Source organism: Acidiphilium rubrum (assembly GCF_900156265.1).
GTDB classification, from domain to species: Bacteria; Pseudomonadota; Alphaproteobacteria; order Acetobacterales; family Acetobacteraceae; genus Acidiphilium; species Acidiphilium rubrum.
Genome location: NZ_FTNE01000048.1, coordinates 1 through 12,108, shown reverse-complemented (window position 1 = coordinate 12,108; position 12,108 = coordinate 1). Strand labels below are relative to the sequence as shown.

General features: G+C 60.4%; 16 protein-coding genes. 11 read left to right on the top strand and 5 right to left on the bottom strand.

Annotation, left to right across the window (positions count from 1 at the left end):
* A partial coding sequence (locus tag BW994_RS17950; protein WP_175612145.1) for a transposase occupies positions 1-249 on the bottom strand: 249 nt, incomplete at its 3' end.
* Positions 250-468: 219 nt separating this feature from the next.
* On the opposite strand from BW994_RS17950, the gene BW994_RS17945 reads away from it, so the two are divergent.
* Genes BW994_RS17945 through BW994_RS17935 form a run of 4 tightly spaced genes read left to right on the top strand, consistent with a single transcriptional unit; the run spans position 469 to position 2,146 of the window.
* Positions 469-1,116, top strand: coding sequence for a ParA family protein (locus BW994_RS17945; RefSeq protein WP_076454817.1), 648 nt, complete (start codon positions 469-471; stop codon positions 1,114-1,116).
* A complete protein-coding gene (locus BW994_RS19450) occupies positions 1,109-1,402 on the top strand; it encodes a ribbon-helix-helix domain-containing protein (protein ID WP_139334215.1) in 294 nt (97 codons plus the stop codon). The genes BW994_RS17945 and BW994_RS19450 overlap by 8 nt, the downstream gene beginning before the upstream one ends.
* Before the next feature lie 4 nt (positions 1,403-1,406).
* On the top strand, positions 1,407-1,745 hold the full coding sequence (locus tag BW994_RS17940; protein ID WP_076454816.1) for a nucleotidyltransferase domain-containing protein: 339 nt from the start codon (positions 1,407-1,409) through the stop codon (positions 1,743-1,745).
* Positions 1,742-2,146: a HEPN domain-containing protein gene (locus BW994_RS17935; protein WP_076454814.1), complete on the top strand. Its 405-nt coding sequence runs from the start codon at positions 1,742-1,744 to the stop codon at positions 2,144-2,146. Before BW994_RS17940 ends, BW994_RS17935 begins: the two co-directional genes overlap by 4 nt.
* 5 nt (positions 2,147-2,151) lie before the next feature.
* On the opposite strand, the gene BW994_RS17930 is transcribed toward BW994_RS17935, so the two are convergent.
* Positions 2,152-2,472, bottom strand: a complete 321-nt coding sequence (locus BW994_RS17930) for a HigA family addiction module antitoxin (RefSeq protein WP_342667868.1) — start codon at positions 2,470-2,472, stop codon at positions 2,152-2,154.
* Positions 2,473-2,484: 12 nt separating this feature from the next.
* Positions 2,485-2,766, bottom strand: coding sequence for a type II toxin-antitoxin system RelE/ParE family toxin (locus tag BW994_RS17925; protein WP_076454813.1), 282 nt, complete (start codon positions 2,764-2,766; stop codon positions 2,485-2,487).
* Between the two features lie 403 nt (positions 2,767-3,169).
* On the opposite strand from BW994_RS17925, the gene BW994_RS17920 reads away from it, so the two are divergent.
* Complete coding sequence (locus BW994_RS17920; RefSeq protein WP_029314323.1) at positions 3,170-3,847, top strand: helix-turn-helix domain-containing protein; 678 nt, start codon at positions 3,170-3,172, stop codon at positions 3,845-3,847.
* Positions 3,848-4,057: 210 nt separating this feature from the next.
* Here the strand turns inward: BW994_RS17920 and BW994_RS17915 are convergent, their stop codons facing one another.
* Complete coding sequence (locus BW994_RS17915; protein ID WP_029314322.1) at positions 4,058-4,372, bottom strand: hypothetical protein; 315 nt, start codon at positions 4,370-4,372, stop codon at positions 4,058-4,060.
* A gap of 227 nt (positions 4,373-4,599) precedes the next feature.
* Here BW994_RS17915 and traA point away from each other — a divergent pair, with 227 nt between their 5' ends.
* The 6 genes from traA (at position 4,600) to BW994_RS17885 (ending at position 11,692) form a co-directional block, all read left to right on the top strand.
* The gene (traA, locus tag BW994_RS17910) at positions 4,600-7,983 is read left to right on the top strand and encodes a Ti-type conjugative transfer relaxase TraA (protein WP_076454812.1); all 3,384 of its coding nucleotides are present in this window, start codon (positions 4,600-4,602) and stop codon (positions 7,981-7,983) included.
* 23 nt (positions 7,984-8,006) lie between these two features.
* Complete coding sequence (locus BW994_RS17905) at positions 8,007-8,747, top strand: DUF6118 family protein (protein WP_139334214.1); 741 nt, start codon at positions 8,007-8,009, stop codon at positions 8,745-8,747.
* Positions 8,748-9,034: 287 nt separating this feature from the next.
* Positions 9,035-9,421, top strand: a complete 387-nt coding sequence (locus BW994_RS17900; protein ID WP_081849246.1) for a PAAR domain-containing protein — start codon at positions 9,035-9,037, stop codon at positions 9,419-9,421.
* A gap of 16 nt (positions 9,422-9,437) precedes the next feature.
* A complete protein-coding gene (locus BW994_RS17895) occupies positions 9,438-10,319 on the top strand; it encodes a DUF4123 domain-containing protein (protein WP_051657666.1) in 882 nt (293 codons plus the stop codon).
* Positions 10,320-10,367: 48 nt separating this feature from the next.
* Complete coding sequence (locus BW994_RS17890; protein WP_081849248.1) at positions 10,368-11,003, top strand: polymorphic toxin type 15 domain-containing protein; 636 nt, start codon at positions 10,368-10,370, stop codon at positions 11,001-11,003.
* A gap of 8 nt (positions 11,004-11,011) precedes the next feature.
* Positions 11,012-11,692 (top strand): GAD-like domain-containing protein, encoded by a 681-nt coding sequence (locus BW994_RS17885; RefSeq protein WP_029314297.1) that lies wholly within the window; start codon positions 11,012-11,014, stop codon positions 11,690-11,692.
* Between the two features lie 94 nt (positions 11,693-11,786).
* Here the strand turns inward: BW994_RS17885 and BW994_RS17880 are convergent.
* Positions 11,787-12,108: recombinase family protein (locus BW994_RS17880; RefSeq protein WP_139334212.1), on the bottom strand; the 322-nt coding region annotated here is incomplete at its 5' end.

The following is a 12,108-nucleotide window of genomic DNA, read 5'->3' as shown; positions in this document are numbered from 1 at the left end:
GGCCGCGATCATCAGCATGCGAAACCGGATGATTTCGTCGAGCCCATGGATCACACGCCCAGGCGCACGAGGATCATCGATGCATGCGGCCAAACGACTTGCGATGCCGAGCCGTTGCTCGATGGCGCGTAACCCCAGCAACCCCCCGTCGGAGGAGAGCAGATCGCCGTCGAACCGGGCCTCGATCGACTTGCCGGCGACAGGTGACAGACCAGGGAGAATTGGAGTATTTGCAACCGAGGCGAGCATGGTGTTCCGTCGTGGTGAAGTTTTGTCTCAACAACAAATACTTACAACGAATCAACGGTTTACGCTATGCTCGCCGACCTTCATGCATAATGCGGGCTAGCTACCTTTGGAGCATACCGACTTTCCATAACACCCGTGCGCCGACACCTCTCCAAAAGGCCTTGACTAGATCATAGCATATGTTCACAAAATCAGCATATCAAAAAAGCAGGATATGGGATGTTCACAATATCTCTTGTGGGTCAAAAAGGCGGCACCGGGAAAACGACCGTGGCGGTAGGTTTGGCTGTTGCGGCTTCAATTGCCGGCATGGTCGCCGCAGTCATTGACGTTGATCCACAGGCGAGTGCCACAAATTGGAAAGATAGGCGAGCTGCTGAGAATCCGGCGGTCGTGTCGGCTCAGGCTAGCCGATTGAAGCAAACGTTGGACGCTGCACGGAATGGTGGGGCAGAGTTTGTGGTCATCGACACGGCCGGGCGTAACGACGATAGCGCCTTGAATGCAGCTCGCCTATCGGACTTGGTGCTCATCCCGACACGCGCAAATGTAGTGGAAATCGAAACCTTAAAAGCCGTTTCCGACCTCCTACGGATCGCGGGTAATCCCAAAGCCTTTGTGGTGCTCAATGGTGTTCACCCAGCTTCCACAAAAACCGCTGATGATGCGCGGGAGATGGTACGTGCTATTTTTGGATTAGAATGCGCCCCGGTCCACTTATGTCATAGGCAGGCCTATGCAGAAGCGCCGATGACGGGGCAGTCGCCGCAGGAACTAGATGCGGACGGGAAAGCTGGTGTTGAACTTGACCGTTTGTTCAGGTTTGTTATTGAACATGTGAAAAAAGGAACATTTGAACATGTCTAAAGTCTCAGCTCTTCAGGCCTCATTGGAGAAAAGCTCAGGCAAGCCGTCAACACATATCCAAGCTCCGTCCTCTACTGCGATAGCGAGCTTGTCGGGGCCGCAAAGCGTCTACAAGGCGCCAAGCCGAGAGGGAAAAATCCATATTGGCGCCTACCTCCATCCCGACTTTAAGCGTTCACTTCGCTTAGTACAGGCGCAGACCGGTGAGGATGTGCAGACAGTTGTTATCCGAGCGCTGAATAACCTGTTCAGCGCGCATAATGTGCCGGTAGTAGATCAAAAGTGAACTTGTGAACACGCTTGATCCCTCCACTGAGCGAGCGGCTCGTGCTTTTATAAGCGCGATTGGAAAGTTATACCCGGTCACGGGGGCTATTCTTTTTGGCAGCAGGGCGCGCGGTGACCACAGCGCCGGTAGCGATGCAGATCTCGCCGTTCTGCTTCCAGGCGTTCATGGTTCGACCATCAACACCATGCTTGAAATGATTGATGCCGCATATGCGGTTGAACTTGAGAGCGGTATTGTTGTTTCCCCACTACCCATTTGGCAGGATCAATGGGACCATCCAGAGCATTTTTCTAATCCCAGCTTAATCCGCAATATCCAGCGTGACGGTATTCCTCTGTGACGCCAGCAACCCTGCTGGATAAGGCTGATCGGGCGATTTCCTCGGCCGAGGTTCTACTGCTTGATGGTGATGCCGAGGGGGCCAGCAATCGCTCCTATTATGCGATGTTTAATGCTGCCCGAGCTGCATTAATCCTCGTGGGCGCCCCACCAGAAGTGACGGAGGGAAAGTCGCATAGCGGCCTCCATGCAGCCTTCAATCAGTATGTGATCAAACCTGGCTATATATCGCAGGCCCTCGGTGCCGAGTTTCGGCGTGCTGAGAGACTGCGTCAGATCAGCGATTATCTGGGTGATTCGATCGAGACCGGGAAGGTGGAAATTACGCTCAACCATGCGCGCGAACTTGTTCACAAAGTCAAAAATGACTTTGTGAATTTTCAACCTTCTGATGAAGCATAGTTGGCTCAAGCTGCGTGCGTAATCTCGTGTTCGGCCATGGCCAGATCATAGGCGACCTGGAGGTTCATCCAGAACAGCGCCGAAGTTCCAAACCGACCCGCCAGTTTTAGCGCGGTCTGTGCCGTGATGCCTCGATCGCCATTCAGGATGTCGGTGATCCTATTGGGTGGCACGTTAATGTCGCGGGCCAATGCGCGAGCGGACATGTGGAGGGGAGCCAGGAATTCCTCACGCAAAACCTCGCCTGGCGTCACCGGAGGAAGTTCTCCGGCGAGTGCCACGTCATCAAAGTTCATTCCGTTCAGTGCTTCGCGCAGGATAGCCATAATTCACCTTCCTTAGTGATAGTCGGTAACCTCGACACTATGCGGACCATCGTCATGCCAGACGAAACATATCCGCCATTGGTCATTGATGCGGATCGAATGCTGGCCGGCGCGATCGCCCTGCAAGGCTTCGAGCCGATTGCCTGGGGGCGTGTTGGTGTCCTCCAGCTTTACAGCCGCATCAAGGATTAAAAGCTTCCGCCGGGCAGCGGCTAGAACGTCCGTGGGAAAGCCTTTCGGCGTCCGGTTGGCGAATACTGCCGCTGTCCGTTTGTCGGCAAAACTCTTAATCATTATGATATGTGTATCGTAACACGTATCATACCGCAAGCGGTATCGAAAGCGAGACCGGCCAGAAAAATCCCAAAAAATCTGGACATTCGGGTCCAAATGCTACGAAATGGCGGATGCCTCGAATGTGGCGGCGATTCGTATCACCGTTTCTATGGGGCCACGGCAGCGATTCGCGTTGTTGTGGGAGATTAACCTTCTGGCTGGAGACTTATAGCCCAGAAATAGCAAAACCCGCCTGAAAGGCGGGCCGTGCATACCGGCCGAGGCCGGGGAAACTCTGTCTTGCAAACGTGAGAATCCCCCAAATCGCCGTCTTTTGCAAGTGTTTTCTTGCCACGGGCGGACTTGTGCCGATTTCCGGCCGCTTCGGGTTGGTTGCTAAGCAACCTGACGGGGATTTTTGATGGATTTGATTGGGATTTTACCGAATCGCTACAGCCGGCGCCGGGAGAAGGTTTTCGGCAAGGGGCGGTGTCAGCCACTGGACCGCAACGCGAAGGCGCGGATCACGGTGTATGCGCGGGCCTGGTCGGCCCGACACAAGCGGCCTGGCCAGCACCGGGGGCCGCTGACGCGGGCCTATCTGGAGGTGCTAGCCGCGCTGCTATGGGGCTTCCACAACAGCCGGGACGGGCGGTGCTTTCCGAGCTACGAGGCGATCGCCGAGCGCGCCCAGTGCTGCCGGGACACGGTGTATGAAGCGATCAAGGCGCTGGAGGCGGCCGGGATCATGACCTGGGTCAACCGGCTTGTGCGGGTGCAATTCCGGGAGAAGGATTTGTTTGGCAATCTGGTGCCGCGCACCAGGCTGATCCGTACCAGCAACGCCTACGTGTTCCGCGATCCATTGTCGTGTGCATCACACCCGAATCCGGTGGATCGAGGTCGGGGAGGCGGGCAGAAAACGACAGATTCAGTCGCTGTTTCTTCCAAGTCGGAAAATCCCCCTGGAACACAGAATCAAGATTTTTATAACCTTTCTACCGAACCAAATGGGTGCGAAACACCACCCTCAGAGGGCCTGGGTCGAGCACTCAAACGGCTACAAACAGCAATGAGGATGGAAACCGCCATCGCATAAAGCCAAACCCGGCAATCTTTAGCCTGTCTTCGACCTAAGTGGCTGCGCCAGACGCCGCTACGCGGCGGCCTACGGCGCTCCCGCGCTGCGCTCGCCCTGGCGTGGACCGTCATGCGTTGTGGCACCACCGCAAAGCGGCAATGGGGAAAGAAACGTTTAGCCCGTTTAAGGCAAACGGTGGGGAAAATCGCTTTGAAGGTTTGGCCGAGATCAAGTTTCTGATTTTGCCGCTTCGGTTGTGGTTATCGGTGTAGGTGAATCGGCTTTTGGTTTCAGCAGATCGGCGAAGAGGTCTTTATCCTCATCGCGTGTGAGGAATCCCGGCAGCTCGCGCCGCAGCCAGTCGGCGAGGCGTTTAGAGAACTCGTCATCGCCGCTGTGTTCGATGCGGTGCAGCACCAGGGCACCGAGCAGGATCTTGCGCCGAGTGTCTTTGGCGCGATCCTGTTTTGCCATGCGCGCCTTGAGTGTTTTGGCGCGGGCTTCTAGCTGGGCGATCTGTTGTTCGAGCGATAGTCTGGCCATGATCCCGTCATCCTTTTGATCGGTTTGTTTGTCGGTCTTTAGTCGTTGGTAGTTGGTCAGATGCTGTCAATGGATGGTACGATAGCTCCGTCGTAGTGCGCGTCAAATCCCGACCATGTGAACGCTAAACGGTGCATCCATAGCGCCATCACTGAGCGAACGAGGTGAGAGTAAGTGCGCACTTACGAGTTGCTACGCAACTCAGTGCTAAGTAAGATAGAAGCGTCATGGCGATCTATCATCTGAGCATGAAACCGATCAGCCGGGCGTCCGGCCGCAGCGCGGTTGCCGCTGCGGCGTATCGTGCGGCCGATCGGCTGGAAAACGCGCGCGATGGCATGGTGCATGATTTTACCCGCAAGGCTGGGGTCGAGCATGCGGAGATCGTGCTGCCGGGGGATACGGTCGGTGTCGATGGGTCGGTTGTGGCGAGGGCGGGACCGGACTGGGCGCGGGACAGGTCGGTGTTGTGGAATGTGGCCGAGGCTTCGGAGAAGCGCAAGGATGCCAGGGTCGCCCGTGAGATCGAGGTTGCGTTACCCCATGAGCTATCGGCGGAACAGCGGCTGGCGTTGACGCGGGAGTTCAGCCAGGCGCTGGCGAAGCAGTATGGGGTGGCGGTGGATTTTGCGATCCATACACCGCACGGCCACACCGATGTCCGGAACCATCATGCGCATATCCTGATGACGACAAGGCAGGTTGGCGCGGATGGACTCGGGGACAAGAGCGCGCTGGAGCTGGAGAACAAGAAGCTGGTGGCGCTAGGGATGCCCACATCACATGAGCAGCTCCGCGATATTCGGATTGGCTGGGAGCAGCGGACCAATGCGCATCTGGCACGGGCGGGGCTGGATGTGCGGATCGATCATCGGTCGCATCAGGAGTGCGGGCTGGACATCGAGCCGACGCAGCATGTCGGGGTGCATGCGACACAGATGCAGCGGCGCGGGATGGACGTGTCGCGGGTCCGGCTGGACGAAGAGGCGGCGAAGCGCAATGCGACGCTGATCCGGGAAAAGCCTGAGCAGGTTCTGACGCTGATCACCAATGAGAAGAGCGTGTTCGACCGGCGGGATATCGCGCGGGCGCTGCACCGGGCGGTGGATTGGCATGGTGCCGGTTCAGGGGCTGGTCCTGATGCTGGCGCTGATGCTGGTGGCGCAGAGGCGTTCCGGGTGGCCCTGGCGCGGGTGATGGCCTCGCCGGCGCTGGTCGAGTTGCAGCCGGCGCAGCGTGACGAGCGCGGGCGGGAGATCGAGCCGGCGCGGTATTCGACGCGGGAGATGGTGGAGATCGAGCGCGCGATGGCGGCGAGTGCCGATCGCATGGAAGAAGCCCGAGGCTTTGCGGTGGCGCCGCGGCATGTGGATGCGGCGATCGGCCGTCAGGATGGGGCGATCCGGCGGGCGGGCGGTGATGGCCTGGCAGCCGAGCAGCGGGCGGCGATCGAACACATCACCGGGCCGGAGCGGATCGCAGCGGTGGTGGGTCTGGCCGGGGCGGGCAAGAGCACGATGCTGGCCGCGGCGCGGGAGGCGTGGCAGGCGCAGGGGTATCAGGTGCATGGGGCGGCACTGGCGGGCAAGGCGGCCGAGGGGCTGGAGGAGAGTTCCGGGATTGTCTCGCGCACCCTGGCGTCCTGGTCACGGGGCTGGGAGCGCGGGTTCGATCAACTCGGACCGCGTGATGTGTTCGTGATCGACGAGGCGGGGATGGTGGGTTCGAAGCAACTCTCCCGGTTCATCACCGAGGCGGACCGGGCGGGGGCGAAGATCGTGCTGATCGGTGATCCGGAGCAATTGCAGCCGATCGGGGCGGGGGCGGCGTTCCGGGCGGTTGCCGAGCGAGTGGGGTACATTGAGCTGGAGGGGATACGCCGCCAGCGTGAGTCGTGGCAGCGGGCGGCATCGGTGGATTTTGGCCGGCACCGGACAGCGGAGGGGCTGGACGCCTATGACCGGCGGGGTGCTGTACGGTTCGAGGCGAGCGGGGCGGAGGCGCGTGCGGCGATCGTGCGGGATGTGATGGTGGATATGGCGGCGCGGCCGGATGGTTCCCGCCTGGTGCTGGCGCACCGGCGGGTGGACGTGCAGGACCTCAACGAAGCGATCAGGGCGGCGCGGCAGGAGCGGGGCGAGCTGGGGCGCGGTGAGGCCGGGGGCGAGAGGGTTTATCGCACCACCGAGGGTGTGCGAGCCTTTGCGCCGGGGGATCGGCTGTTGTTCCGGGAGAACAACCGCGCGCTCGGTGTGAAGAACGGAATGCTGGGCACGGTGGAGCGGGCCGAGGAGGGGCACCTTTCGGTGCGGCTGGACAGTGCGGCAGGGCCGGGTTCAGGTTCACGTTCAGGGCGGGGGCATCACCCAGCCGGGCGCGTGGTATCGGTCTCGATGGCGGATTATGCCGCTGTTGACCACGGCTATGCGACGACGATCCATAAGAGCCAGGGGGCGACGGTGGACCGGGCATTCGTGCTGGCCTCGGGAACGATGGACCGGCATCTGACCTATGTGGCGATGACGCGGCACCGGGATGGGGTGGCGCTGTATGCCGATCGGTCCGAGTTCACCGACATGAACGCGCTGACCGCACGGCTATCCCGGTCGCAGGCCAAGGAGACGACGCTGGATTACGAGCGGCCTTCCGAGGCGTTCGCCGCCTGGCGGCAGCGCTCGGTGGGTGCGTTCGGTGCCAGGCGTGGGTTCGAGGATCGGAGTACGGCCGAGATCGAGACGCCGGAGCCGATGCGGGCTCAGGCTAAAGCGCCATCGCAGGAGCGTGCCGCCGATCGGCCGGCCGCACCGTCCCCGGAACCGGTTGCCGAGGTGCCGCCGGTGCGCAAGCGGGGGATGTTCGATGGGTTGAAGCTTGGCGCCGATCGCGGCCGGCCGGGCATTGCACCAGGCGCGTTTGCCGGGGTGTCCCTGCCAGCACCGCCGCGTGGGCCGACGCAATCCGCGCCGGGATTGCCCGGCGCAGCACCGGCGGGTCTCAACCGGGCGATCGAGCGGTACGCACGGGCCTGGACGGACCAGGCGCGGATGGAGGCGCAGGGTTTGCCGGTACTGGAGCATCAGAAGATCGCATTGCGTGACACCGGGGCGGCCCTGGACGCGGCTAGGCCGGGATCGGTGCGGGATCTGCGGTTGGCCCTGCATTATGACCCGAAGACCAGCCAGGCGATGACCGAGCTGACGGGGCCGGCGCGGAGTGCGGCGCTGCTGTCTGGCATCGAGCACGAGGCGAAGACGCGGGCCGATCCGAATGTACGGGCACAACGATACACGGCGAACTGGAAAGTGTTGGAGGCCGCGCACAACAAGACCGATGCTTGGGACCAAGCGCCGTTCCGCGATGCCATAGCCCAGCGGCTGCAAAAGCTGGCCACGGTGATCCAGAAGGACGGTCCGGCCCAGACGGTGATGGCAGCCCAGTCGGCGCGGTTCGGGATCACGCCGGGGTCTCTGTTCATGCAGATCGTGCAGGGGCGGGATATCGGCCAGATCGCCACGCGCGCCCTGTCGCAGAGCATCAGCGCGGAGCTGGGTAGCGGGCTGAGCCGAGAGCGGAGCCGTAGCGTTGAGCGCGATCACGGTATGTCGATGTAGTGGGCAGTCAAAGCGCGCAGGGCATGGAGCAGAGCGCGAGGGGCGGAGAAAACAAGCGGATGGCCGGTCAGGAGGATGACGATAGCACCAATAACGCCACGCGGGCGTTCCAGGATTTGCATGCCGAGGTCATCGTCATGCGGCGCCTGGTCGAAGGGTTGCCCCATGAATGGGAGGACAAGCGGCCCCCGGATTACAGCCCTGATCTCGGTGCGATGCGCAAGGCCCTTATCGCGATGGAGCGGCGGCTGGGCGCGATCGAAGCACAACCGGCGCTGAAGGAAACGCCGGAGACCCATGCCGCCCGGATCGAGAATGCCGGGCAATCGGTGTTCCGTGACGCCGAGCGCGTACTGGGGAGGGCGGTCAGCGAGACGCGCGACGCCGGACGCGAGCTTGCCGGCATGATCGGCCATATGCGCGGCAAGGAGGAGCAGCGAGAATGGCTGTGGAGGATCGCGGGTATAGTGTTTGGTTTTACCCTGATCTTCGGACTGGTGGTGTCACCATTCCTGGCCAACGACCTGCCGTTTGGGTGGGATGGCACCGTCGCGTCAATCGTCATGGGCCAGCCGGATCGCTGGGATACGGGAGTGAAACTGATGCAAAAATCCAAACCGAACGCCTGGAACACCCTGTTGGCCGACTGGAATCTGATCAGCGGAAACAAGGAGAACGCCAAGGCAATCGCTGCATGTGATGCCGAGGCGGTGAAATCTCACAAGGCTCAGGAGTGCCGGATCACGGTGCCGGCGGTGAAATAGGGGGTCCGGTAGCAACGGAACCGAAAGTGCGTTTCGGCCGAATTCCAATAACTTTAGAGGGACGGGTAATCCACGGGTAGATTGATGCATGGGTTATTGCACGAATACCACAGCATTTTGACCTGTTTCTGGCGAAAGTCTTCTGCCTGCATCAAACCCTCGTTTGTTGAGAAATCAAACTGTTAGGCGCTTGTGTAGGTTTTCTGTACCGCTGCTACTCAGACCCCGAGTATGAAAGTTTGAGCGACCGACTTTGCAGAGGATGGGCAATCGGTTAGCGTCGTCTCATGGCCGGAGAAAAGCCAGCAGCGCGGATAACGGACATGCACACTTGCCCGGACAGTGATGGGCCGGTGCCGCATGTCGGTGGCCCGATCATTTCCGGCTCGCCTAATGTGTTCATCGGTGGCCTGCCCGCGGCGCGGGTAACCGACAAGCTGACCTGTGTTGGACCGCCCGATACGATCGTGATGGGTTCGCCGACTGTGCTGATCAACGGCCTGATGGCTGCGCGCATGGGGGATCAGACCGCGCATGGCGGCGTGATCGCTGGCGGGTGCGGAACCGTGCTGATTGGAACAGCCGGAGCCGCAACATCATCGACACAGGGCACTGCTCTGACGAATGCGGCGAATGGCTCGGGGAAGGCTTTCTGCGAGCACTGCACGAAATGACCGGGCGAGTACCCGTATGAATTTAACCGAGCAGCGGGAACTGTTCTGGCCAAGCGGAGATACGCCGTCGGGCGTGATGTTCGCCGTGGTTGATGCGGCCCGCGATCCGAAGATCCCGGACTATCTGACCGCGCTCGGCACAGCGGATACCTGCCAGTGCCTCTGGCAGGGCGATCTGTTTCTCCGGGCAGGCGACACCGCTCCATATCTTGTGCGGCTCGACCGCGATGCGACGCTGACCCGCATCCTGATGATCGAGGGTGCCGGAAAGGGCTGGATGCTGCCGCTGCGCACGGAGGTCCCGTTCGAGACGCTACGTTCTCATTGCCGACGCTTTCCGGACGCGCAATTGCCGGACGGCCGCATCGTGCTGTTCCGCTGGTATGATAGCCGGGTGCTGCATGACTTGTTGCCGGCGCTCGATCCCGAGGAATGCCGGTCGCTGTTCGGGCCGATCACTACGCTCTGGACCGAGAATCCGGCGGGCGACCTCGTCGCGTATCAGGCACCACCCCCCGGCTCGACGATCGCCCTGCCGCCCGGCCTGTTCCCGATTCGCCCGACGGTCATGGACGCTATGACGCACCGCGAGCAGCGGACGATGGATCAGCGGATCGCCACGTTTCTGCAAAAGGAGTTACCGGAAAAGACCCGGTCGATCGAACCGCCCCGGTTGCTGGCCTGGGTCGGCCGCATGCGCGGGCGCGCGGCGCCCTATGGCGTGATCAGCGAACGCGGGCTGATGAAATGGATGCTGCTCGGCGTGTTCCTGGGACAGGATTTCGACGAGCAACCGGTGTTCAGATCGGTTCTGGAAAGCCCTGACATTCAGGGCATGGGTGATGAGCGGATCGAGACGATCTTTCGGGCAATCACGGCCCGGACCGTGTGGGACTGAGCTGTGGGTCCCGTTGTTCTACTCCCTCTGGAACCGTTGCTGTATGGGATGGCCGCGTACGTCGTGGCTAAACTCGGCATCGATGCAACGAAAAAGATGCTCAAGCATGCTTCCAATGCGGATGAAGCTGGGCAGAGTGCCCCTCCAACTCCGCTTCAATCGTGTCCTATTCCTGATAATGATGGTCCTGACTGCTTCGAACCGCCGGACCGGTCAGATCCTAAAAAACAAGCAGAGTTCCGGCGCCAGTTGAGGGCGCAGCAAGACGGTATCAACAAGATGTCGCCGCAGGACGTGATCGACGGCATTGATAAATATGCGACGGAAGGGCGGGGCGGCTACCCGGGCGAGGCAGCCATGCGTAAGGCGTTTCGTGTGGAGAGTTGGAACAACGAATTCGATCGAGTGCTTGAGGAAACCGGCGACAAGGCGCTCGCCAAACAGCAGGCGGATGAGGCGTTGCGAGGCACAGCGGCTTTGCACAACCCTGATCTGGTCGCGGGTGGGGGTCCCAAGCCTACCGGCATCGGCGGTGCCTCGGAAAATTCCTCTATAGGGTCTCAATGGGCGAAGAAGGGACCTGGCAGTCAATTGACCAGAGCACAGCAATTGCGAGAGGAGGCCGAAAAGGCCAAGGCGGAGGGCAAGCAGAAAATGGATGTTACCCTGGACGAATGCGAATAGGATTGGAAATGGACACCGACTGGTTTGCACAACTTCTTGAAGACAACGGTCCGCCTGAGCAGGCGATGCATCCGAAGCCAGAGCAGCTAGCCGAGCTCGAGGGGCGTCTGCCAGAGGACCTGTTGGCTTTCTGGCGACGCTACGGGATCGGGATGTGGAAGCAGGGCAAGTTTCAGTTCTGCCTGCCTCAACATTTCAACCCGGTAGTTGACCGTATCTTCACTGACGACGCACAGCTGACGCCAAATGAGACCCACATCGTGGGGTTTTCTGCCTTTGGTGAGTTACTGGCATGGAACGAGCAGCATCAGCGTCTATCGATCAACCTTCCTCTTTTTGCCGTGCGCGTGCCAAAGTTCAACGAAGACAAGCCAGGTAAGAGCTATCCCGTTGCTATACCGCTAAATCGTCTGGAGTTCGATAATTCTTTCAATTTCTTTGAAGACACGCCTGAGGCCGAACCTCTTTTTTCGAGAGCGCGCAAGCGCCTTGGCGAACTTTCCTTAGGTGAATGCTACGGTTTTGTGCCGGCATTACCTTTGGGAGGACCTGCGCGGCTCGACCATCTTCAACGAATGGACGCGCTGGTGCATTTCTCGTTTCTAGCCGACCTTGGGCGTTGCCGTTTGTTCGTTCGGCCTACGCCCGGCGCACAGGAGACCGTCGTCCGCCCTATTGGCAGTAGTTAATGGAAACGAGCTGTATTTTTACATAATCGAAGGTAGCAGTTTGTATGGAGTGGCCTGTGCGGCTGAGCGGAACAGAAAACCGGCATAAGGCGACCTACGGCTCGATGATGCGGTAGATCGTCGCGGGGTGAACGTCGAAGGTCCTGGCAACGGTACTGATCGACTTCCCGTCGCGGACGAGTTCCCTGGCCAATTGTTGCTGATCGGGGCGCATTTTCTTCGGCCGGCCGAAGGCGACGCCGCGCGCCTTGGCGGCTATCCTGCCGTCGTTCGTGCGGCTGATAATGAGGGTGCGCTCGAACTCGGCAATGCCTCCGAAGACCGTCATGACCATACGGCCTGAAGGGCTTGTCGTATCGGCCCAAGGTTCATCAAGCGACTGCAAACCGGCGCCTTTTTCGGTAAGGCGCTCGGCT